Below are 22525 nucleotides of genomic sequence, written 5' to 3' on the forward strand. Positions count from 1 at the left end.
TTCACAAAAGATAACAAAAGTATCCAACACAACTGTGCGAAAGATTGTGCTAGAATACATTCATTACTACAATTGTGTGCGAATTCAAGAAAAATCAAACCACCTATCCCCTAAAGAATTTAGGGAACAAGTGGTTTAAGTGTTTTGATTGGTGTCCCGTTTTCGGGGTTCACTTCACATGATACAACGGGTTTTTATGGGTTTAGCATTTTCTTAGTTTTGTAAAACTCATTTTTAATTTACAACTATTAAACACATTCTAAAAAGTGGACCTTTACGGACAAAAAAGAAGAATCGATTTAGAAATTCCGTGTGTGTAAATCCAGTACCCTTTCCAAATCGGTGTAGGGATCAGCTGTTGTACTAGCACGAGATGGATCGGATAAATATTTTCTGTATCCTTTCTCTGCAAAAGAATCATCCCATTTTACTACGAAATTTCTGTCAACTGTATAGCCATTTATCTCCCAATCATCAGGAATACCATCATCATCCTCATCTAAAATGTCATCATCTATTAATTGAGAATCAAATAAACTTGTTTGAGGAAGTAAGGGACTTGCTATTTTATTTTTATTTCTTCGAGAACAATTAGGAAGTAATAAATTCTTAGATTGTATAACCATTTTTTCATCAATATCTATACAAGACCAATATAATTGAAAATCGGTCACTATATCTGATGGATTTGACTGTTCTGGGCGATATTCAATCCGTATTTGATATGTTTTATCTTTGTCTAAATGAAGAGGGTGAACCATAGATGACTGGTTTATAATGATTTCTTCATCGATTTGAACAATAACCTGACTATCATCAGATGTAGAAAAGAGATATCTATCTGTTTTCTATGATTGAATGTAACCTAACCATCTAACTGACTGAACAGTTTGTTTTTCCTCAACTAAAAGGTGCTGAATATCTTTTTTCATCAATTTTGTCTCTCCACTATCCATCAGAGTTATGAAAGCAAGTTCACGAAAGTTCTTATCATTAAAATAATAACCGATTAGCGACATTTAATTTTCCTCCTAGTGTATCTCTTAATATAAATTTAAATGATTCAATATTATATTCAATAAAATGTGGTTATCTCCTTTGCATTAAACGGTGACCTAATATTTTTACAAGTATATCTTTTGGAACAAAAAAAAGAACCCTTTAAACAATAAGGATTCTGCAACAGGAAATAACGGCTATACAATAATAAGAGAAATTTAGTTTAATATCATATCCTTTAGTTACTTCTAAATAAAATCACATCTCCTGGTTTAATATTCTTACATGCATCATGATTTTTATATGAATCAATAAGTAAATTGTCATTAAACTATAATTTCATTTTCCATTTTTATTGATTATCTTCCATATTTAAACCTAAAAATTCTAACTTTGTATAATCCATATTTGGATTGTTTTCTTTTGCTAACTCGATAATACCCAAAATACAGGCATATACATCTGTCTTTGGAGTCCTGATTTGATAAGTCTTCTTAGTTTCATTCGATTTAATTACAACATCATAAGAAGACTCCTGGATCTTTGTTTCAACTACTTTTATGTTCTGCCAACTTGGTCTTATTATTGCCGATAGTGCTTTTCCCTGAATAGCTTGTAATTCTTCTTCTGTTGGAGCTACACTTGAAAAGTAATTAACCCGACACGTTTCATTATCTTGATTATTAATATTAAAAGTTACCGCAAATTTGTAATCTCCCTTAGTATTATCTTCAGTCTTAATTATGTATTGAGTACTTGGTTTAATAAGGATGATTTCAACTGAGTTAGCTAGTCTTCCGATTCCAAAGTCTGTTATTGCGTCATACTCTGAATATGCTGATACTTGCTTAGTTACAATAGAACCATCAATTTTCAGCTCTACATCCCATAAAGATTGTTCTTCATTCCCTTCAACGCTATCCATCATTAAAAATATATTTTTCTTATCACTATAACTACGTTCATTTAACCACGTACTAAAGTTATTTTTATCAATATAATGGTCTATATGCTCAAGTATGTTTCTTCTAGCTTCCCGCTCATCCTCTGCAAATGTATTAATAATATATTCAAAATAACCCATTGGAAAAGGATTATGCCTCAATTCGTTTTTTAATTCGTCTAGTGTATCGTGATGGCAAAATACCAATCTTACCCCATATTTTTTCAACATATAGTTATTCCTCCTTATAGTGATTAAGTAATTAGTAAGAGTTGTACAAATATATAGCCCCAAAAAGAGAACTAATATAATTAGAAGCTTTAAAATATAATATTGAGAAAGTCTACAATAGAGTGTCCCATATGGCTTGTTTCAAGACTTTTGTTTTTGACTGCTACTGAAATAACATCTCTAAGGCGACTTAATTTATGATGATTTTTTAGCGTACGATATTTGAGCTTTGTTAACGGTAACCCTGTGATTGAAAGTAAACTTCTGGTAAAAGTTTACATTCTTTTTAGGGCGAATAATATTTAAAAAGTAAAACTAAGTTTATACCTTTTTATAATTTGTAAAACACACCATTAAACATCCAAATAAAAACCCAGTGATTTCATGCACACATACTGATATCACTGGGTTTTATAAGTTTAACATTTTGTATCTTTTGTCAAGCTCATTTGTTAAATAAAAAAATCCCTTCACGTTTTGTGAAGGGATTAGTCTACATTGAAAGGGTACTTCCATTTTAATATGGAAAAGAAAAAACTCGTATTGATAAAATCATTTTCGTAGCTTAGTTTAATGCTTTTTGTAAACTTATTTAAATACATCTTATGTTGACGATAAACAAATGAAGAAGTAGAAGTAATGGAAGATGACTACTAATTTAAATACATCTTATGTTAGTGTTAAACCCCAATGAAATATAGATAGATACTTTAACAGATACGGAAAAAAACCTGATAAGATGAATATTAAACATTATTTTACCAACAAATAGATGTATCGTGTAACCCTACAATTATATATAGATCTCGAACTACCGAAAAACGAAGGGATTCATTCTTTCATTTTTTTAATACAAACCAAACGGCAGAAAAAATATAATGCATAGAATGCCCCAAACAGGTGGATATATAATACTTTTTCACAATCCTTTACTAACCGATACACATTGGATAAAACTTACAGGTTTTCTATCTAATCATCTCTTCCTATGTTTACGAGAAAAAAGTGAATCTCCTATTTTGCAGAAAAAGATTTTTGAACTGCGCTAAGTTCTTCTTTTGTTAATTGTTTCTTCTTTTCATTGGAAGCAGAATGAATCTGATAATGAAGGTTCTTTTCAGTCCAATCTATATGATAGACTTCATTCTTTGTCTGATCGAATGCTTGACGGGTTTTATCAAATGCATTGATCTCTTGAGAGGATTTTTGCGGAAGTACTCTTTCTCTTTTTGTTATTTCAACAATTAGTTTCTGGTCTTCTTTGCTTGAGTAAACAATGGAAACACGCTTTGCATTCTCATCTATAACTGTCATCGTCATCGAATCTACTTCAAAAGGTAATTTAGTAGGATATGATATCGGAAAAGGGGGGGATTTTGTTACAGTAGCCATAACTTCTTGCGATATCGGATACAAATTTACATCTTTTACAAAACAGCCTGTAAGCATAGTAACAAAAAACAAACTAACGAACCAAGATTTTTTCATTATTTTCCCTCCTTTTTATAACGTATGTAACTTTTTTGAATACATTCTTGGATAGAATGGCATAAAAATTAAAAATTGAACTACCCCTACTTAACGTGGTTTGAAGTGGGAGATTCTTAAGTAAAGCGTTCCCACGAATGCTAATAATGGATTAGACAATCCCTGTCGTTCCGACAGTTAAAAATCGTAGCGCCTCACGTTTGATATTTTGTCCTGCATTCACGTTACACCACACGACGAACATTTCCATTCTCGGATTTATAAGTTCTTGAGCGCTCTGGTGCGATAGCCATACGGAGAACATAATTGAATGGATGGGAATCACAAAAACAAATATGTGTAACCTTCATACTAAATCTTCTTACATAATTTATTGCTATGCAATTAAGATGGCCATATAATTCGTGACCTATATTTTTATACACTTATACGATATTTTTGTTATTAAGTTATCATTGCCTGTGAGTTAACAATTTTTCTAAAGACACAATAAAGAATGCCCAAGATAACTCCATTAGAAATTATCAAGGGCATTCGCTACGTATATAGTTGGATTGAGAGACCGATTATTTCAATTTTAAACAGATTTATGTCTTTCACTCCCTACTTTTGACCGTAGTAGTGCTTTAATGTTCATGGTTCCTGAGATTAACAAACCACCTATAACTAAAATTGCGCCAAATAGATGGTACATTGTAATATCTTCATCGAGTATTAACCAAGCTAGTAAATAACCAAAAATCGGCGTTAAGAATAGATAGTTGTTCGCTTTTATTGGATCTTTCTTTAATAAATAAAACCATAGTAACATAGATACAATTGAAGTCATTACGACTTGCCAAAATAGACCAATAGCAAAATTCATATCTAAATGAATGTACGGATTTGTATCTAATAAGAAACTTAAAGGAACCGCAAATAAACTACCAAAGATGATTTGCCAAGTATTAATGACCAGACGATCGATCTTCATATCATATTTTGTGAAACATACACTCCCAATCCCCATAGATAGCATGCCAACCGCGAGAATAATGACGCCCGATACAGTGGCTTGTGTATCTTTTAGATATGGATATACGGCAATGAATAAACCAAGCGCCGCAATACACATCCCAGTCCACTCTTGTTTGGTTACTTTTCTACTTAAAAAGATAGAAGACAACAAAGCAACAACAAATGGATTTACAGTGATAAATAAGTTAAATAAACTAGATGATACTAACTTTAGCGACAAGAAACAGCAGCCTACATACAAAGTAGTATTTAATATACCAAGTACAACTAACTGCCTCCACTCTACTCCTTTAGGCCATCTGTTTGATTTGATAAAATAGGTAAAGACAAACATGATAAGACCAGCACTAATAAGCCTCGTTGTTGCAAACATTAAAGGGGATGAAGATAAAAGACCAATTTTTGTGGCGATAGCGCCTGACGCCCATAAAATACTAAACAATATACCAATTAATATCTCCATGCGAACCATTCTCCTTTCCTACATTACAAATAGTAAAACAACCGATTTTATCAAAATAAAATCGGTTGTTTATGTGAGGAACTATACGTTACCTGTTCTAAAATCAGACAGTAACTTCTTCTTTCCAGTTGTCCATACTGAAACGCTCACCTAAATCACGATGCTCAATAATATACGCACGTAAATGTTTTGCTTTCTTAACAATTTCCTTGTCACCGCTTCTTTCCGCGATTTGATCTAGCCAATCGTAGCATTTCGCAACAGGGATATCTTTTTCAAAATGAATTTTTGATAAGAAGAATACAACATCTCTAAAATTAATTCTTGAAATTACTTTAGATAGTGAAGTAATTAATTCCTCTTCAAATGTTTCATCTAACTTATCACGTTTGACAATAAATCTTTCTAAATCACGATTATATGTCTTTTTATTTTTGAAGATATCAGATGGATCAAAATCACAATCAAATACATAGTCTAGGCAAAGGAAAACGCGGCTATCTTTAGAGAAATTAGCAGCTGCATGTCCAATTGCTGCATCAAGGAACCAAATTTCGCCTTTTCTGATACGGAATACTGCTTCTTCATCTGAATGGAAAGCCTTTTCATTATCTTCTAAAGCTAAGAAGACACGAAAGCGTTGCTTTGTACTATGAGAGAATTCAACGAAATCTCTATGTGGGATAACCATTGCATCCACTAAATTACGTGTACGAACCATTTTTAAATTATCAAAAGTGAAGTGTTCTTCAAGAAGTGAGTTAATGTATGGTAACTGCTTACCGTACTCCGTTTGTTGTGCTGCATGATCAAAATCACGATACATTGTATCATTTTTATCATTTGAAGCATTCCATAGAGAGTTGTTCATCCAATAACCCGAACTGAACTCATCATACTCTTCTGGAATAACTGGAAAATTCGCGATTGTAACTAAATCTTTCTTTAATAATTCCTCGTTTAAATCTAATTTACCAATGATATAAGATGCCATATTAACTATTCTCCCCTTTAATTATAATGTGAACATTACTAAACCGCAATATAAGTGACGTAATAATCTGATTATGTATTCTTTTCAGAATCAAGATTAAAAGATTATTTACATAGACTAATAACATATATATTATATTTAAAAAATAATATAACCTACATACCATTTCATTATATAACCTATCGAGTACTCATCATTCTCATTGTTTTTGACACATTCCTGAAATCAAATATATACAATTCATATTGAGACACATAGTCACAATACCTACATTTTATATTTTTGTCTGTTTCACAAACATGCGGTACATTCAGATTTCGAATCACTTTTAATATATGTTCTTTGCAAGCATACAAAAAATAACCTGATTTCTATAAAATGATAAGTGAGTATTGTAGTTCTTATTTCACTTAGTGAAATGCTCTTTGAAATAATTTCCAGTTTCGCGCGAATGTACAGAAAATTGAATATCAAAACTACAAATTAATTATATGAAAAAAACAACAACAGGTCTATATATTTTTCGCGGAAAATTCTGAATTAACGGACTTCAATTCGCTTTTCATCTCTACAAAACACTGCAACAAAGCGATTTGATGGTAATTAACTGAAAATTTTGTAAAAAAATGAGAAATATTAATTATACTTATCCAATTATTTGGTGTAATACTCTAATAGGGATACCACCACATCGCTATCAAGCTAAGCTTATGCAAAGTCAATTTTAGATGAGATTGTTTCTTTTTTCTAAAGGGCAAGTGTAGTTGATTGAAAGATTTGCATAAGAAATAAACCCTAGCGGGTTTCACTTTTTTGAATTAAGCGGCTTGATTATAAGACAGGGGACAATTGTAAACGACACCTAATATATCAAAGACCGTTTTTTTCTCATATCGATGAGATTTCCGCCCGTTTTGCTGTAGGAGATTGAACAGGCGAAGTAACACCTTTGATAACTCTTGGGTGTTTTTTTGTATAGTTTGGAATAGAAGAAGAAAATAGTCTTTAATCATATATATGGCTTTATACTCACTAAGCTCTCGTTTTTTCTTCATGAGGAGCAATTGGCGCATTTGAAACATGATAGAAGAACAGAGTAGAATGGCAATCAACTGACCATATAAATGGCACTCCAATCGTTCTGGTTTTATCTTTTTACAATGATGAATTTGAAAGAATGACTTCCACGTTTTAAATAAAATTTCAATTTGCCAACGCAAAGAATACCAGTCATGTACCTGTCCCATCGGGACAACATCTGTAGGGGTGTTTGTCATATATACATTGATACCACTGAGTCGTTTACTACGGGGAGAATACTTCATTCCTTTCTTTTTTTCTCTTACAGCTTGATCTTGTAATCGTTTTTGTTGCTGTTGTTTTGTTAATCGATGAACAATTACACGAGCTGGCACTTTATCTATCATTCCTACATAAGCATCAGCTATTTCACATGTTTGTCCTAGTTGAAGGGAGCTCATTAACGTCTCCATATCTATCTGTATATACTCTGTACCTTTCTTAATTCTTCCATCTTGAAAATAATCAGGGTTAGGATTTTTTTGATAAATACGTGTATTCGACTTGATACGAGAGATATAGTAGGCCTCTTTATCTTGTATATATTGAAGGTCTTTTAAATGAAAATAACCTAAATCTCGGATACATAAATCATTCGCTGTCACAGTTGGGGCACACAGAGAGCCGTAAGTGCGATCACGTTGTTTACCTGGACCTGTATGAATATGTAGGAACTGTGTCCACTTAACAAATCATACTCAAGTTGAATTTTTATCCCAGCCGTATGGCTGCATCCTCCTGCACCTGGATAAACCGATGAAAATACATCCGGGAGTTGAAATGCAGTTGAATCTAAAATACGAATACGCTTGAAAACAGAAGTGTATGGAGAAGAAATCGGCATAGATGCGGCCAATTTTTTACTTAATAGTTCGGCCAGTAGGTGTTGTAAAAGTTGGACAGCTGCCTTATTAAATCGCTGATTCAGTCCCTCAGGACTGATGAGTACTTCTGTTGATGCTTCTAAATAGGTAGATAACTGAGTTAAAGAAGTCATAGCTACATTTTGGCTTAACCATACACATAAAGCTACTAAATCTTTTGCTTGGTACTTACTGGTTCGTTGTACAAAGCCAACATCTCTAGCAAGATCCCGTAAGGTATTTGGAGATAAAAAACTTTGAATCTCTTGAGCAAATAGTTGTAATTCATTGGATATAGAAATAGACATAAAAAACCGCCATCCTTTCCTATGATTCTACAGAAAGAATAGCGCATTTTTTCATTTTTGGGGAGAACTTTGTTTTATTAGTTTGATAACGATTGAGTAGCACCACAGCGTTTAAGAGCACATCTGTATAACTGTTACTCATTAGGTATTCTATATTTCTGCTAAACAAGACTCCTAAAAATCAGTGCGTTTATAAATTCTCACCGTTAAGAAGTAAGAACCGATAAATATAAGTATGGTAACGATTGAAACAAGTATAATGAGTTGATTAATAGTAAATTGTGTAGTAACGCCATATGCAAGGTCAGTAATATTTACATATGCCTCAATTGTTCTCCATAAAACAACAAATACAGGAAAAATAATGCTGACAGCAGCTATCAAATATTTATTGGTAAAGCGATAGAAAAATGGTAAGTAGAGAGATGTAAACAACATTGCAGTAAGAATACTAATCACAATTTCCTGTGGAGTTGCAATTTGACCATAAGTCGGAGATACAAACTGAATTATCGCTTGAATCGATAAAGAAAATGACACCACTATAAGCATAAAAATCATTGTACCTATATATTTTGACATAATAATTGAATTTCTACTATAAGGAAGGCTGTTAATAAACTTGTGACTATTATTCTTTGCGTCATAATAATGTAGATTTATCACATAAGAGCCAACTGGTAAAACGACCATTAAGTAAAAGTTTCCAAATGTCATAATAAAAAAGCATATGATAATCAAATACAATAATATAATTAATTTTTGCAATCGAAAGTCCTTTAATATTAAATTATACATATTGAATATTCCCCTTTTTTGTATAGTACATAATATCTTCTAATGTCGCTTCTTCAATTAAAAAATCATTCCCTAGTTGAGTATGTGTATGGAGTGCATTACTTGTAAGTGCTTCAAATCCGATGTTTGTTTCACGAATCCCAATCAATTGTTCCCTGATTTTTGGTGTAAGTAAAGCTGTATCCCCTTTTACAATTGCATATTCTTCAGAAATACTATGCATATCTTTTTCGAACACAATTTCTCCATTATGAATAAATACAATATAATCAGCTATACGGTCTAAATCAGTTGTAATGTGCGTAGAGAAAAAGATTGTTTTATCTTGATCGACCATTAAATCATAAAGAATGTCTAAAATTTCTCTCCGAAATACAGGGTCAAGCCCAGAAGTCGGTTCATCCATAATAATAAATTCGGCATGGTGTGAAAGTGCAAACGCTAGGGAAGTCTTCATTTTCATCCCTTTAGACATTTTTTTCATTTTTATGTTAGTCGGTAACTCAAAGTTTCGTATGTAGGATTGGAAGCTATTTTCATCCCATTTTTTATAAGCTGGAGCAATGAATTTTTTCAGTTGATGAACTGTCATATCTTCATAAAAGATATTGTCATCATATACGAATCCAATACGCTCTTTAATAGAAACTTGATCCTTTTGATAATCCTTACCAAAAACTTTGATATCTCCACTATCCTTGCTAATAAGATCCATAATTAGTTTAATTGTTGTACTTTTTCCTGCGCCATTTCCGCCAACAAATCCCGTTACAAACCCCTTTTTTATGTTGAACGATACATTTTTTAAAGAAAATCCATTATATGTTTTTGAAACATTTTTCAGTTCTACAATGTTTTCCATTTCTATTCCTCCTCATAAATACGATGAATAATCTGTATTAACTCATCCTTTAATAAATGATTAGCCTTACTCTCTCGAACGATTATGCTGAACTTTTCACGTATTGGATCACTTGGTTCATCAACTTGTTGCTTTTTTGTTTGTTTTGCAACAAATGAGCCTTTCCCCACTATAGAATAGATGTAACCTGCTTTTTCAAGTTCTTCGTATGCTCTTTTTGAAGTAATAACACTTACCTTCAAGTCTCTAGCTAATGAACGCATGGAAGGTAATGCGTCATCTTCTTTCAATGTCCCATTTGATACTTGTAATATAATTTGGTCAATGATTTGTTGATAAATAGGAGACTTAGACTTATTAGATAGTAAGATTCTCATGATTCAACTCCTTGCGTCCTAAATGCTTATGAACACATTATACACACTATGCACAATATATACAATATATACATTTGGGGCAATGTTAATTTTTCATATAGGATACCGTCACATTGATAAAAAGACGTTATCCTTTCCTATGATTTCTCAGAAAGAATAACGTCTTTTTCATTTTAGGGGGTATTTTGTCTTGTTAGCTTGATAGCGATGGGATACCACCACACATCCATCAACTTAAGAAAAGTAAACACCCCAAAAACAAAAAAATGAGCTGACTTCTCAAAATAACTAACTATAGAGAAAGAAAAATTTCATTTAGTGGGTACTTCAAAACCTTAGCTTGATTGAGATGGGGGCACCATATCAAAAAAAGAAAATTGTACGTTTAGACATAAAAATGACACATTTCGATTAGTTCTCTGTACGTTAAGGAATTAGTTTGTATATTTGAGGAGATGTACGAGACAGATGTGAATTTAGGGGGATCCAATATACTTCTATTCAAATATGATAGAATAGAAGTATATGCAAAACGGAGGAAAAACAAATGAACTCAAACACAAAACAGTTTATTAATGATATCCAGCAAAGAAAGAACAATTATATAGAAAATGTATTAATAGCAATACAACACCCTAAAAAAGAGCAAGCTGAACAGGTCATTCAAAATATAGTAGAGAAGATGGATATGATGATTAGTCTAGTTACTACGTACATGAGGATTGAAACGGGATCTACGGAAGAATTAAAAGAACTGCAGAAAGAAATTATTCATGCTTAAGCATATATCCAAAAACGAAAATTTGAAGAAACACAGAGATAAAACCCTGTGTTTTTATTTGGTCGTCTATGAAACCAATTTGTTATAAATCAAATTAGATGTAATTTGATCATTGTTTTGGCATAATCCATACAATTTGTTGAATGCGTACAATATATGGTACTGTATCTTCAATAAGCAAATGATCTGGTTTCACATCCTTTAACTCTCCCCCTTACATTGCCTCTTACAGTTTCAATAACCACATGTTTACCAATTATCGATTGTAATGTCTGATATACGTAGGGATTCGGTACACTTACCATATTTTGTTCACTAAAGTCATTTCCCTCTAAATAACTCATTCTATAAGACTCCTTTCTAACTTACATTCTTTCTCTTAATATATGATGTAAATCTTTTAAATATGCTAGAATGATAATTCATTATAGGAACGAAACTAACATTTTAATAAGGTTCCTTTTGCTAGTTAATAGGTGATGATATAGGGATATTTTGAATGTACATTCAGGTTGTACTTCTCAAAATATGTATTATTTTAAATATGCCCTTTATTAGCATACTGCTCATACTTTTTTTGAGATTCTTTCGTAATACGTGCGTTAAGTAAAATCGCTACCAACAAAAACACTCCATATTCCCCCCCTGTAGCTCCTATGATAATCACACTACTACAAACAAGTACAATTAATAGGAGAAACGAAACTAAAGAAATACGTTCATAGTTCTTTGACATCTTCTCGTATTTTATGCGTTGTTTCCTTGCATACATCTAAATTCCTCCTTAAAATTATCAATTTTCCTATAAAATAAATCTCGCCCTTAAAAAGAAAACAATCTATCGGTTCAAATAATTAGTTTTTTTAAGCAACTAATTTATATAACATAAAAAGAAATCCTACCAATATTAAGCTTACCACTATGATAATCCCGACCCTCTCCTTCCTTTTAACCCCAATACATTAGATAAAAGTTATGTATATCCCATATTAGCTGCAGCAAACAAAAAGGATCATCCCTTTTCGTAAAGGATCATCCTTTTCTTCATTCAACAATTTTTAGGTATTCTTGATTAATTAAAATAACAGCCGGTCCATCTACAACAATTCCACCAACTTCAATTTTTTCATAAGGCTCAATCTTAATAGAAGTAATCCCTTTCCGCTTCTTTAACTCGTTACTTAATTCTTGCGTTGGCATGCGTTTCATATCTTCACTCCTTCTTATTGTTTCATTTAATCTTATTATGTGAAATAAATTGTAAAAATGGGTTCTAGTTCTAGAACTCCCATCAATTTGTATCGTTGACCATATATTTAGATGTTACCAACTCGCGTATCTCTCTTATGAAAAGAAGATAAACAATTACTATTCACTGTCTCAGTAAATGTAAAAATTCTTAAAGATAGAGATGAGATTGATTGTTTTTTCTTCTAGAAATAATGACTTAGATATATATACCTAAAACAATGAAAGCCCTACCTCTCTTTCATCCTTACGGCTCCTTGTCCGTGCCAGTGTGAATCAGGATTGCAAAAATCAAGTGACTATTTGATCGAGTTATTTAATGAAACTTCGAACGTTCGTAAAAGAAATTTAAAAATAAAAATGGATTAGATTGAAGTAATAACAAAAGAGGTTTCTACTCTAAAAGTGAGTTGAAGAAGTTGAATGTCTTTGAAATGATTTACTTTTAATAATCATCATATTCCCGAAAAATTCAGGATATTTCCGGGAGATGTAATACATTATCTATAATGAACCTTAACAGAAACTTTTTATTTGATTTTCAGTGATACCTTTAATTAATCCTAGTTCACTAATCAAAAATTCATGTGCGTTATCCAACATTTTTTTGTCGCTTGTATTCAGTGCTTTTTCTTTCTTCATACGCATTAAATCACGTACAACTTCAGCACCTTCTTGTATTTCACCCGTTTTTATTTTGTCCGTGTTCACTTTATGCCTTTGTTTCCACGGCAGTAATCTATCTGATTCTCCATGCTGGAAAATATGTATAATGTGTTTTAATGCAAGTATATCAGTAACTGGTCGTATACTCGAACTCAATATTTTTCCCGTAGGAATCATTACTTGCATATTACGGATTGACATTTTTATCACATAATACTGTTGTTTTTTCCCTGAGAATTCTTTTTCTTCTATGGCTTCAATTATACCTGCTCCGTGCATTGGATAAACAATGTTATCGCCAATTTGAAACATATAATCCACCTCCATATATGGTAACCTTCTTAACCTTAACATATATTTTATTTTTTATCAAATATTTTATAATATCATAAAATCATTTTTGTCGTCAATAACATTTTTAACAAAAATTAAATTAAGTAGAAAACACCCCCAAAACAATAGGGAGTGTGTCAGATTTCCCACAAAGGGCATGGGAATGTCCTCGCTTATATTCTGAAATCTCTACTCATTAACGTAGATCAGCTTTCCCTTGAAAACGACCAAATCGATCCCGTATTTTTTTCAATCTTGTGTGGTATTCCAAAATCTCAATTCTTGCTTTTTCAGCTAAAGGTGCAATTGGTCGTAAGTCTTTTAACCCCCAATAATCAACTACTACATCAAGTACTTGATCAAAATATTGTAGTGGTCCATAGTTCGCTTCTTTTGCAATTACAGCCATTCTATTTTCAAAATCAGGCATGACGGCACCTGGCATTTTAAAATTCTTAATCACATTGGCAATATGATAGCAATAATTAGGTTCTAATTCCAAATGTGTTCGAATGACGTCTCGATAAAACGCATAATGAAGAGTCTCATCTTTGGCAAGACGGCGTAATAATGTAGCAAGATCTGGATCATGCTTACTTGCCACCTTAGCTACATTATTGTAAAACACCATTGTTGCAAGTTCTTGTAGGGTCGTATATGTCATTGCTTCGATTGGTGTGTGAAAATCAGGTTCAAATCCACCCTCAACGACTGACTTTCTTAATTCATGTATTCGTTTAGGATTCACACTTCGAGTGAGTAGTAAATATGTCTCCAATAAATTCGAATGTTGATCCTCTTCTGAGGTCCAGGTATGAATAAAGTCTGTAATAACAGAAAGGGATCCTTTAAAAGTTGCAGATAAATACGTTGTAAACCATGGTAAATTCACTTCTGTTAATAAAGCTGTTTCAATAGCCGTAATTACGCCAGAAGGAAGAGTAACTTGACTTTCATCCCAAGGAACTCTGTTAAAGTCCATTCCCTTATCCCATGGTAAAAACTCATGATAACCCCAGTCTATCTTCTGCGCTCTTATTTTATGTTGTTCATACAGTTCTTTTAAACGTGGTTCTAATCGGAAATCTAAATCATTTGTTAGCATATATAAGTGCCCCCTTTTCTTATCATAGATAGTCATCCTATTTTTACATTCATTTTTATCCTTAAAAATTTTCTACAAATAAATATTACTTTCCTTTTTTTAAGTCCAACATAATAAATTTGTAAAAAAACTCCTTAAGAGCGCTATGTTTTTATATGATTTTTTCATATAAAAAAGGATACTGAGGATAACATTCATGGATGAACATACTCGTCATGTTGTAAATCTTGGTGAGTGTAAAAAGGTGCATGCCTATATAGAATCGTTTTATAATAAAGATTGATAGTATTTTATACACACTATCAACTTATTTAGATGTAAGATCAAATTTATTAGATTAAGCGCTTGAAAAACAAGTACAGTTGATGAGATAGCCTTTAACGACAATTCCCAACAAGAACAATGTACATTGACTATGATAATTTAGACCGAATTTTGTGAAACAGTATACAACACAAAGGGAAGAGGCGATAAACATGCAGTCAACGGAAGCGCATATGAAGGAAAAACAACGTAGAGAAAAAATAGAAATTATATTTAGTCACATGGTAAAAGGAGAGAGTTATTTTCACGGCTCTTCCTATCAATGGAAAAACATTGTATATCAAAATTATAATAGAATACAAAAAAAAAGAGTTGGAAGTTGAACAACTCATTTCGAAAATGGAAAAAGCAGGGGTTCGTTTTACGCAGCACCGTTCACTCATACACTATCCCGTCATTGATTTTGTAAAATATATAGCTAAGATTTATAAGGAGCCCCTCGAAATACAATAATCATATTTAAAATAAACCTTTATAAAAGGTTTATTTTCGAAGATTTTTAACTAAAACCCCAAAAAATAATTAGAATATTATTTTTATTCACAATATTATTTATTTTCGTTATAATATCAACCATAACGTATTATATTCGCTTGTATATCTTCATATTTTGGGAATTTTATTACACAAAAAGACAGCTCTTAATTAGAGTTGTCTTTTATTTTTCTCGATATATAATACTGTTCTGGTGCAAAAACTCCAGGATTCTTACAGCCAGGGAAAAGTTGGATTTTTCATAGGAAAGATGCTACTTTTTTCTCTCATATTCCTTCATTATTTTATAAAACGTATTTTTCTTTAGCTCTAACATTTCCATAAATATAATAGCTGTTATTCCCCACTTTTCCATTTAGAATAAGTTTCTTCTATATTAATTATGATAATAGATGGTTTTAATGCTACTGTTAGTTCAACCTTACTTATTTTGCGGTCTATGACAACTACCCTGTCACTACCCTATTTAGTAAGAAAGAAGATTTAGAGAAAGCTAAAAAGTACTATGATGAGCCTGGAAACTCAGCTCCAATAATATTCTTTCCTATATACGCTAAAGGCGATTTCCTTTAACAGATAAATGTTGATATAAAAACTAAAGAGTTTAATACATATAAAGAAGTTAGGGATAAAACCATTAAGCAGGCTAATGAATGCACTTTCATTTTGCGGAAAATATGATAAAATTGTATTTGGACAGAAGTCCAATACATATTATTAAAAGTAAAGTGGTTCAAGTCGGAGGAAGGCACCTTAGGGTGTCTTTTCTTTATGAAAAAATCCCCACACAAGGTGCAGGGATTTTATGCTAGGAATATATAAAACTAATTATTTAATATATAGCGAAGTACGCCACGTATCTCTTGGATAGTTTATTGAAGTCTTTTGATATTCAAAAGTCCCTTCTTGATGCTTTGATGCATCCCATTTATATTCCCAACCTACAATAGGATTACCACCAATTATTTGTGAACCAATACTTTTCACATCAAATCCATTCATTTTCGCAAAAGGAAACTGGCCATACCCTATTTCTTTTGTGTAAACATATAAGTAACTTCCCCCATGATCTTTAGTTGTACTAAAACTATTAGGATTAATGTATTCAACCCCACCCAATTGTGACTCTACTTTCACTACACTTAAAGAAGTTAGAGGTGCCGCTGGTCCTGCAGATGCCTCCGATGCCATTCCTAAACCAACTACCGATGCCATTGCTAATGATGATATCCCTAATATAACTTTTTTAAACATATAAACATCCCCTTCTTTTATATAGGTACAAGTTTGATATTAACAGAATTTTATAAGGATAATCATTATTTTGAAATTGTTAACAAATTATACTTTTTTAGATATGTAATTTAGCATATTGATTGACATGTATAATAATATATCCGTTGCTTTCAATTTAAAAAACTCCTTAATGGGATAACGTCCCATCGCCATCAAGCTAAGGTTTTGAAGTACCCCCTAAATGAAAATTCTCTTTCTCTACAGTTAGTTATCTTGAGAAATCAGCTCATTTTTTTGTTTTTTGGGTGTATACATTTCTTAAATTGATGGACATGTATGGTGAGGCCTTATACAGGATTTTTAATCAAACTTTTTACAAACGGTACAACTTACTTTAAAATCACACTAATATAAATTAAAAGTAAACTGTCTAAAAAAGGGAAAATATTTTAAGGAGTTGATGTTTAAAGGACTAAATAAAAAACTTTGCGATATTTTTCGCAAAGTTTTTGTAATAATACATATTACAATAGTAATTTTCGTATTTCTTCTGTACTTAGACCTGTGAATTTTGCAATGTCTTCTAATGGCATACCATTTTTATGTATACCACGAATTAATTGAATTTTCCCTTTCTCAATACCTTTTTCAATGCCTTCCTCTAAGCCATCTTCTCGAGCATGTGCTAACTTAGCTTGCTCATCTAGAAGTAACTTTTCACGAGCTTCATAAGCTGTTCGGAAAGAAGAGTCATGGCTCATATTTTCCCACTTATTCATCGCTTTTTGTAAAATTGGATCTTGATTCATTGCAATCTCCTCCAATGTTTGAGTTAAATGTTCATCTTCATGTGCTGATGTTTGAATCAGTTCCTAACGACTTTAAAAGGATCTCATATACAAAGCTTAGTTGATAACATAAACGCAAAAGAAGCTGATCCAAATGTACAAGTAAAATATCAATCTATCCTCACGAACTTGCAAATGATGGAGGATGATTTTAGTAAAATCCATAAGTTTATGTTATTAAAAGATAGTATTATGGTTTTAGATAAAGCAACAAAAGACTCTGGTACAATGATTAACAATGTACAAGCTGCAAAAGATTTGATACCAGAAACGAAAAAACAAGTAGTAGAACTCGTGGCAGAATTTATGGACCAATATGCACAGATTTTTGCCGCACAACTAGACGCAGCTTATGGTTTTCCTGTAGAAATAGATGAAGCATATGTTCAACCGATAAAAGGATTCATAGATTCCTTACCGAAAGATGAATTAAAAAAACAAGCAAACGGATTAAAGGATACTGCAACAGATATAAAAGATTGGCATGAAGATTTCAAGGGTAGGATACCCGCATATAAATCCATGGCTAAAGATTTACACACCTTTAATAAAAGTGTAGATAAATTTGCTAAATCAGTAGATACAGCAGCTAAATCTTTACATAAGCAAGCTTTGATGGTCGAAGACTTAACAAGAAGTGTTTCTACACACATTAAAGAAGCGCAACAAGCATTCCCGACTCTTCACACAGATATCATGTCAGGTATCGACGCTACGAACCACCTTTTAGATTCTGCTAATAAGATTGCGGGATATAAAATTGATACATCTAACGTAGCTAAAAATGTCGGAAACATGGACGGTTTAACAAATCGTCTTAAGGATTTTGGTGTACCGCCTGAAAAAATGAAAGAATATCTGGAAGAACAGAAGCGTACGAATGAACTTGGGTCCATGTCACTTGATTTTATGCCAGTTGTTGGGCAAATTAAACAAGGTCTGCAACTTTATAACGGAAGAGAATTTTTCACAGAGAGAGAATATGGTCCAGATGATTATGTTTGGGGAACTGTTTCTACACTAGTGGGTGGGTCTCCTAAAGTTATTGGTCGTGTGTTTGGTAAATATGGAGAACTAGAACAAAAAGCGAAGGATTTAGGAAAAGTATCAAAAGTAACGGAAGAGATTGGATGGAGTATGCCGAGAGGTGGCGGCGTTATTGATGGGCGTAAATACTCTGAACATGCACTTGAAAGAATGGCTCCTGATACAGTTCAAGTTCGAGCCGAGCTTACAAAACGAGCACGTGAGCGAGCTGAAAGAAAAGGGTATACATTCGGATCAGATAAATACATGGAAGAATTAAAGAAAGTTGATCCTCGGGGAATGACTCCAAATGTAGTTGAAGATATTATAAAAACGGGCACTCGCAAACCAGGAGACAATCCTGGTACTTGGAAATACGTTAGGGACGAAGGCTACGTAGTTATAAATGATAAAGGTGATGTTATCACAGTTGTTCCCGCAAAGAAAAAAGAATAGAATGAATAGCATAGTAAGTAATCTATGACAAAAAGGTTGAGGAATATTGGATATTAAACATGATAAGTATGAGTTGTTAGAAATTTTCGAAAGCGAGCCGGAAGATTACTATATTCCAGGTGCGGGTGCGTATCGATATAGTAAAATCGATACACTTGGATTTGAACTGGTTATGAATATGTTTTATTATGATGCAACAGTTGAATTGATAATGCTATACGAAGACAAACGTATCATAGAAACCAAGATGGAATCGGTGAAAGAAATATATACTCGTAATGATTCACTATTCATTCTAGGTACAGAAGAAAAGAAAAAAATCAAAGTAAAATTCAAACCACATTTTACAGTTACAATAAATGAGTTTTAAAAACTTGAAATCAATAATCGTAAATATTCTGAGCATGCTTTAGAAAAAACAAGGCTTTTACTTCGTGGATACGACTACAAAGTAAGAGCCTTGTTTCATTATATTTGTTCATACAGTTTTCCTTATGGTCTTCTGTTTTCATCCTTCAATCGCTTATTCTTTATCAATTTTTTGAACAGCCTCGATTTGTTTCTCATTTAGAAAAATGTTCTTTTCTTCTAACGCTCTAAAATAAAATGAATCAAGTTCATCATCAGCAATAAATTCCTTAGAAGTGTAAATATCAGCTATTTCAGCTTGAGGTATTGCCTTTACTTCAAATTAACCCTCTGGTAGAAATACACTTTGTTTTTTTGACATCTTTAAAAGCTTTCCCTCTCTTTCATACTTGTGTACTAATGAAAACAGCCCTCCTGGAAAAAGAATGCCATGTACAATATACATAGATCTTTTACCCGAAGGGCATAATCTCAAACAAGAGAAAGAAAATTCAAAAAATATATTAAAGCTATTATATCATACTTAAACATACAATTCACTTTGCATATTATTCACTAGCATATCTTTTTAATGCACTTTCAAATGCTGAAATTCCCTTACTATTTACAAAGCGAATAGGAGTGTTATACCGAGCTGCTGCAGGGATAATTAATTCATGATATATATGACTCAGTAATTCTGTTAGATAAAAGACTACATCAGCTTTTTTAACTGCACTATCTATTTTACGATGCTGATCTTCTGCTACAAATATAATTTCTGCATTGTATTTTTCAACGCACTCTCTATAGTATCTTTCTTTATTCCCACCAATTACAGCCACTTTCTTTCCTGATAAATCATTCTTATACACATTTCCTTGCGGCTCTTCCTCTTTCTGCAATTGAATGATTTCTTGAGCCATTTGTTCAATCATTTTATTTAAATACGCTACTTCTTTTTTATGTTGTTCTGACTTGATTTCCTCCTCAGTTGCCAAATCAGTCATCAATTCATTTACTGACCTCTCTGTTTGTTTAACAACTCTTGATGCCTTAGCATCTGATGAGATTTTTTGTTTTTTCAGATGTTCATTTTCCATTTTATATTTATTTAACATTTTCTCTTGTTTATTAAACTTTTTTTCATACTCGTTTAACTTACTTTGAAGTTTATTCTGCTCCTCTTTAAACGAAATCTCTTCGGCCTTTTCTTGACTAGGATATCTCTCCTTATGAAATATTGCTAATTCTGCAAGAATGTTAATGTATCTGAATGGAGCAGCCTCTAAATACAAATCATGCATATCGTCTGTTCCTTGTGTTTTTATATAAGTAGTAATAAAAATTGTGAAATGCATTCCGTACTTCTCAATTACTTCTTGCACATCTTTAATTTTCTTCTGATGGTTATCTGTTTGATCATACGCTGCTTGTAATTGTGCTATCTCAATTTCACCAGCAACCTTCAAGTTTTTTTGAAGCCTTTCCTTGGTCTGCGGTTTACTATATTCTTTTAACAATCGATCAATTTTACCACGTTTACCTTGTTTCTTTTCCTTCGCTGTTAAGAAAATTTTACCGTCATTGAAAAACCGTGTAATTATTTTCTTGTGTTTCGGTGAATCGCTTTCTATTAAAGAAATAATAATGTACAAATCAACAACATCATTTAATGATTCCGTAGATTCTAGCCAATATTGAGTAACAGCATCTTTCACTGTTGTAAATAATTCATCAGAAATCTTATCCTGAGCTATAGAATCCCCTTCCTCAAAACACTCACTATAATATTTAAATAAATTTATTAACTCTTTGTCTGTCTTTTTCGTAATTGATACTAATTCACCCATCTTTAATCCCCTCCACAAAAGAATTTTCTGATAACTTCTCTAAATAGTAATATGTGGAATTATGAGTGTCAAATCGATTCTTGAACTACCCATATCTTCACTTCGTTTAGAAGTGAGGGATTCCTAAGTAAAGAGTTCTATCGAACTCTAATTTATTAGGCTAACCCCGCAGTCCTTGCGGTTAGAAGCCTTATCGCTTCATTCTTTAGATTGATACTTGCGTTAAAATCCCTATCATGGTGTGTACGACAAGAAGGGCAGTCCCATTTACGTAGGTTTAGATTTTTAACGTCTTTATTTTGAGATCCACAACAAGAACATAATTGGCTTGAAGCAAATGTTTTTGATACAACAATGACTTGTTTGCCGTACCATTTTGCTTTATATTCCAACATGATTCGAAACTGTGACCAGGATACCTCACTAATTGCTTTTGCTAACTTATGATTCTTTAACATATTCGATACCTGCAAATCCTCTATACCGATAACATCGTGGTTTTTGATGATTTCAGTTGAGATTTTATCCAAGTAATCTTTTCTAGCATTCGCCATGTATTCATGAATTCTAGCTACCTTTACTCGCTGTTTATTCCAGCGAGTAGAACCTTTCATTCTTCTAGAAAGAACACGCTGTGCTTTCGCCAATTTCTCTTCTAATGATCGAAAAAACTTCGGATTTTTATAGATTGTTCCGTCTGACAAAATGGCGAAATCTTTTAGCCCTACATCCATCCCAATGTAAGATTGTGTTTTCGGAAGTTCTTGTACTTTTGTTTCAACTAACAATGACACAAAGTATCTGCCAGAAGGGTTCCGTCTAACTGTAGCATTTAAAATACGTCCCGTTATTTCACGACTTTTAGCAAATCGAATAAGACCTAGTTTTGGCAATTTAATTTTGTTTCCTACAACGGTAATGTTTTCATTTGTTTGTTTTGTGGTATAAGATTGTACGTTATTCTTCTTAGATTTGAAACGCGGGGCACTGTTTTGTTTTTTGAAAAAACGTATATAAGCATCCGCAAGATTTCGAACAGAAGACTGAATCGCAATACTATCCACTTCTTTTAGCCAAACAAACTCTTTCTTCATGGCAGGGAGTTTGGCAGAGCATGCGCCATATGTCAAACCTTTTCCTGTTTCTTTGTATGAGTTATCCCATAAAGATAGGAAATAATTGAATACAAAACGTGAACAACCAATCGTTTTATTAATTAAAGTTGCTTGTGTTTTATTTGGATATATACGAAATTTATATGCTTTATTAATTAGCATTCATTTCACCTCCTTTCCGATATATATCTATTATACAACAAACATACATTCGTCATTTAATGAAGTGATAATGACAAATTTCCCAGTAATACTTTAAATATATTGA

General features: G+C 32.4%; 20 protein-coding genes and 7 pseudogenes. 6 read left to right on the forward strand and 21 right to left on the reverse strand.

The genetic code is table 11. The features are described from left to right. A partial coding sequence (locus ABH961_RS21840) for an IS3 family transposase (protein ID WP_404520087.1) occupies positions 1-139 on the forward strand: 139 nt, incomplete at its 5' end. A gap of 160 nt (positions 140-299) precedes the next feature. On the opposite strand, the gene ABH961_RS21845 is transcribed toward ABH961_RS21840, so the two are convergent. The 11 genes and pseudogenes from ABH961_RS21845 to ABH961_RS21895 form a co-directional block, all read right to left on the reverse strand. Beyond that, positions 300-626 (reverse strand): binary toxin-like calcium binding domain-containing protein, encoded by a 327-nt coding sequence (locus ABH961_RS21845; protein ID WP_404520089.1) that lies wholly within the window; start codon positions 624-626, stop codon positions 300-302. Beyond that, a pseudogene (locus ABH961_RS21850) lies at positions 627-836 on the reverse strand (PA14 domain-containing protein); the annotation flags it as partial. It lies immediately after the preceding gene. A gap of 12 nt (positions 837-848) precedes the next feature. Further along, entirely contained in the window at positions 849-1019 is a 171-nt protein-coding gene (locus tag ABH961_RS21855) for a hypothetical protein (RefSeq protein WP_404519973.1), read from the reverse strand. Between the two features lie 332 nt (positions 1020-1351). Continuing rightward, a complete protein-coding gene (locus ABH961_RS21860) occupies positions 1352-2173 on the reverse strand; it encodes a hypothetical protein (RefSeq protein WP_404519975.1) in 822 nt (273 codons plus the stop codon). A gap of 1014 nt (positions 2174-3187) precedes the next feature. Then, entirely contained in the window at positions 3188-3661 is a 474-nt protein-coding gene (locus ABH961_RS21865) for a hypothetical protein (RefSeq protein WP_404519977.1), read from the reverse strand. Positions 3662-4238: 577 nt separating this feature from the next. Next, complete coding sequence (locus tag ABH961_RS21870) at positions 4239-5150, reverse strand: DMT family transporter (RefSeq protein WP_404519979.1); 912 nt, start codon at positions 5148-5150, stop codon at positions 4239-4241. Positions 5151-5244: 94 nt separating this feature from the next. After that, positions 5245-6135 carry an aspartyl/asparaginyl beta-hydroxylase domain-containing protein gene (locus ABH961_RS21875; protein WP_404519981.1) on the reverse strand — a complete coding sequence of 297 codons (891 nt, stop codon included), beginning with the start codon at positions 6133-6135 and terminating at the stop codon, positions 5245-5247. An 818-nt stretch (positions 6136-6953) separates the two neighbouring features. Continuing rightward, a pseudogene (locus ABH961_RS21880) lies at positions 6954-8386 on the reverse strand (IS4 family transposase). A 174-nt stretch (positions 8387-8560) separates the two neighbouring features. Further along, the gene (locus ABH961_RS21885; protein WP_098643070.1) at positions 8561-9184 is read right to left on the reverse strand and encodes an ABC-2 transporter permease; all 624 of its coding nucleotides are present in this window, start codon (positions 9182-9184) and stop codon (positions 8561-8563) included. After that, positions 9177-10046, reverse strand: a complete 870-nt coding sequence (locus ABH961_RS21890) for an ABC transporter ATP-binding protein (RefSeq protein ID WP_098643069.1) — start codon at positions 10044-10046, stop codon at positions 9177-9179. Before ABH961_RS21890 ends, ABH961_RS21885 begins: the two co-directional genes overlap by 8 nt. Before the next feature lie 2 nt (positions 10047-10048). Next, a complete protein-coding gene (locus ABH961_RS21895; protein ID WP_098301006.1) occupies positions 10049-10423 on the reverse strand; it encodes a GntR family transcriptional regulator in 375 nt (124 codons plus the stop codon). 547 nt (positions 10424-10970) lie between these two features. Between ABH961_RS21895 and ABH961_RS21900 the strand changes: the two genes are divergently transcribed. Then, positions 10971-11204 (forward strand): hypothetical protein, encoded by a 234-nt coding sequence (locus tag ABH961_RS21900; protein ID WP_404519983.1) that lies wholly within the window; start codon positions 10971-10973, stop codon positions 11202-11204. Between the two features lie 109 nt (positions 11205-11313). Here ABH961_RS21900 and ABH961_RS21905 read toward each other — a convergent pair. From ABH961_RS21905 to ABH961_RS21925, 5 genes and pseudogenes are all read right to left on the reverse strand, one after another. Beyond that, positions 11314-11548 (reverse strand): annotated as a pseudogene (locus ABH961_RS21905) (YuzF family protein). 194 nt (positions 11549-11742) lie between these two features. Further along, positions 11743-11976 carry a hypothetical protein gene (locus ABH961_RS21910; protein WP_078205946.1) on the reverse strand — a complete coding sequence of 78 codons (234 nt, stop codon included), beginning with the start codon at positions 11974-11976 and terminating at the stop codon, positions 11743-11745. Between the two features lie 272 nt (positions 11977-12248). Continuing rightward, on the reverse strand, positions 12249-12413 hold the full coding sequence (locus ABH961_RS21915; RefSeq protein WP_000827566.1) for a BC1881 family protein: 165 nt from the start codon (positions 12411-12413) through the stop codon (positions 12249-12251). Positions 12414-12968: 555 nt separating this feature from the next. Beyond that, positions 12969-13430 (reverse strand): CarD family transcriptional regulator, encoded by a 462-nt coding sequence (locus ABH961_RS21920; RefSeq protein WP_000486309.1) that lies wholly within the window; start codon positions 13428-13430, stop codon positions 12969-12971. A gap of 217 nt (positions 13431-13647) precedes the next feature. Continuing rightward, positions 13648-14556: an acyl-ACP desaturase gene (locus ABH961_RS21925; RefSeq protein ID WP_404519986.1), complete on the reverse strand. Its 909-nt coding sequence runs from the start codon at positions 14554-14556 to the stop codon at positions 13648-13650. Between the two features lie 476 nt (positions 14557-15032). Here ABH961_RS21925 and ABH961_RS21930 point away from each other — a divergent pair. Further along, positions 15033-15333 (forward strand): annotated as a pseudogene (locus ABH961_RS21930) (hypothetical protein). 295 nt (positions 15334-15628) lie between these two features. Here ABH961_RS21930 and ABH961_RS21935 read toward each other — a convergent pair. Further along, positions 15629-15750, reverse strand: a pseudogene (locus tag ABH961_RS21935) (recombinase family protein); the annotation flags it as partial. 90 nt (positions 15751-15840) lie between these two features. Here ABH961_RS21935 and ABH961_RS21940 point away from each other — a divergent pair. Beyond that, positions 15841-16056 (forward strand): annotated as a pseudogene (locus ABH961_RS21940) (hypothetical protein); the annotation flags it as partial. Between the two features lie 147 nt (positions 16057-16203). On the opposite strand, the gene ABH961_RS21945 reads toward ABH961_RS21940, so the two are convergent. Continuing rightward, positions 16204-16629 carry a DUF4879 domain-containing protein gene (locus tag ABH961_RS21945; RefSeq protein WP_064472726.1) on the reverse strand — a complete coding sequence of 142 codons (426 nt, stop codon included), beginning with the start codon at positions 16627-16629 and terminating at the stop codon, positions 16204-16206. 506 nt (positions 16630-17135) lie between these two features. Further along, positions 17136-17465 (reverse strand): annotated as a pseudogene (locus tag ABH961_RS21950) (Rpn family recombination-promoting nuclease/putative transposase); the annotation flags it as partial. 6 nt (positions 17466-17471) lie between these two features. On the opposite strand from ABH961_RS21950, the gene ABH961_RS21955 reads away from it, so the two are divergent. Both ABH961_RS21955 and ABH961_RS21960 read left to right on the forward strand, forming a co-directional pair. Further along, positions 17472-18941, forward strand: coding sequence for a hypothetical protein (locus ABH961_RS21955; RefSeq protein WP_404519988.1), 1470 nt, complete (start codon positions 17472-17474; stop codon positions 18939-18941). A gap of 46 nt (positions 18942-18987) precedes the next feature. Beyond that, the gene (locus ABH961_RS21960) at positions 18988-19311 is read left to right on the forward strand and encodes a hypothetical protein (protein ID WP_404519990.1); all 324 of its coding nucleotides are present in this window, start codon (positions 18988-18990) and stop codon (positions 19309-19311) included. Positions 19312-19858: 547 nt separating this feature from the next. Here the strand turns inward: ABH961_RS21960 and ABH961_RS21965 are convergent. Together ABH961_RS21965 and tnpB are read right to left on the reverse strand one after the other, a co-directional pair. Continuing rightward, positions 19859-21142 carry a DUF2325 domain-containing protein gene (locus tag ABH961_RS21965; protein ID WP_404519992.1) on the reverse strand — a complete coding sequence of 428 codons (1284 nt, stop codon included), beginning with the start codon at positions 21140-21142 and terminating at the stop codon, positions 19859-19861. A gap of 155 nt (positions 21143-21297) precedes the next feature. After that, positions 21298-22419, reverse strand: a complete 1122-nt coding sequence (gene tnpB, locus ABH961_RS21970; RefSeq protein WP_064472591.1) for an IS200/IS605 family element RNA-guided endonuclease TnpB — start codon at positions 22417-22419, stop codon at positions 21298-21300. Positions 22420-22525 lie beyond the last annotated feature (106 nt).

It is taken from the genome of Bacillus sp. RC251, assembly GCF_044908765.1.
In the GTDB taxonomy this organism is placed as follows: Bacteria; Bacillota; Bacilli; order Bacillales; family Bacillaceae_G; genus Bacillus_A; species Bacillus_A wiedmannii.

Excerpts from the sequence above, each read along its gene's own strand:
- ABH961_RS21875 (WP_404519981.1), bottom strand. The coding sequence starts at position 6,135 with ATGGCATCTTATATCATTGGTAAATTAGATTTAAACGAGGAATTATTA.
- tnpB (WP_064472591.1), bottom strand. The coding sequence starts at position 22,419 with ATGCTAATTAATAAAGCATATAAATTTCGTATATATCCAAATAAAACA.
- ABH961_RS21890 (WP_098643069.1), bottom strand. The coding sequence starts at position 10,046 with ATGGAAAACATTGTAGAACTGAAAAATGTTTCAAAAACATATAATGGA.
- ABH961_RS21870 (WP_404519979.1), bottom strand. The coding sequence starts at position 5,150 with ATGGTTCGCATGGAGATATTAATTGGTATATTGTTTAGTATTTTATGG.
- ABH961_RS21915 (WP_000827566.1), bottom strand. The coding sequence starts at position 12,413 with ATGAAACGCATGCCAACGCAAGAATTAAGTAACGAGTTAAAGAAGCGG.
- ABH961_RS21910 (WP_078205946.1), bottom strand. The coding sequence starts at position 11,976 with ATGTATGCAAGGAAACAACGCATAAAATACGAGAAGATGTCAAAGAAC.
- ABH961_RS21965 (WP_404519992.1), bottom strand. The coding sequence starts at position 21,142 with ATGGGTGAATTAGTATCAATTACGAAAAAGACAGACAAAGAGTTAATA.
- ABH961_RS21925 (WP_404519986.1), bottom strand. The coding sequence starts at position 14,556 with ATGCTAACAAATGATTTAGATTTCCGATTAGAACCACGTTTAAAAGAA.
- ABH961_RS21860 (WP_404519975.1), bottom strand. The coding sequence starts at position 2,173 with ATGTTGAAAAAATATGGGGTAAGATTGGTATTTTGCCATCACGATACA.
- ABH961_RS21920 (WP_000486309.1), bottom strand. The coding sequence starts at position 13,430 with ATGTTTCAAATTGGCGATAACATTGTTTATCCAATGCACGGAGCAGGT.
- ABH961_RS21885 (WP_098643070.1), bottom strand. The coding sequence starts at position 9,184 with ATGTATAATTTAATATTAAAGGACTTTCGATTGCAAAAATTAATTATA.
- ABH961_RS21855 (WP_404519973.1), bottom strand. The coding sequence starts at position 1,019 with ATGTCGCTAATCGGTTATTATTTTAATGATAAGAACTTTCGTGAACTT.
- ABH961_RS21865 (WP_404519977.1), bottom strand. The coding sequence starts at position 3,661 with ATGAAAAAATCTTGGTTCGTTAGTTTGTTTTTTGTTACTATGCTTACA.
- ABH961_RS21900 (WP_404519983.1), top strand. The coding sequence starts at position 10,971 with ATGAACTCAAACACAAAACAGTTTATTAATGATATCCAGCAAAGAAAG.
- ABH961_RS21895 (WP_098301006.1), bottom strand. The coding sequence starts at position 10,423 with ATGAGAATCTTACTATCTAATAAGTCTAAGTCTCCTATTTATCAACAA.
- ABH961_RS21845 (WP_404520089.1), bottom strand. The coding sequence starts at position 626 with ATGGTTATACAATCTAAGAATTTATTACTTCCTAATTGTTCTCGAAGA.
- ABH961_RS21945 (WP_064472726.1), bottom strand. The coding sequence starts at position 16,629 with ATGTTTAAAAAAGTTATATTAGGGATATCATCATTAGCAATGGCATCG.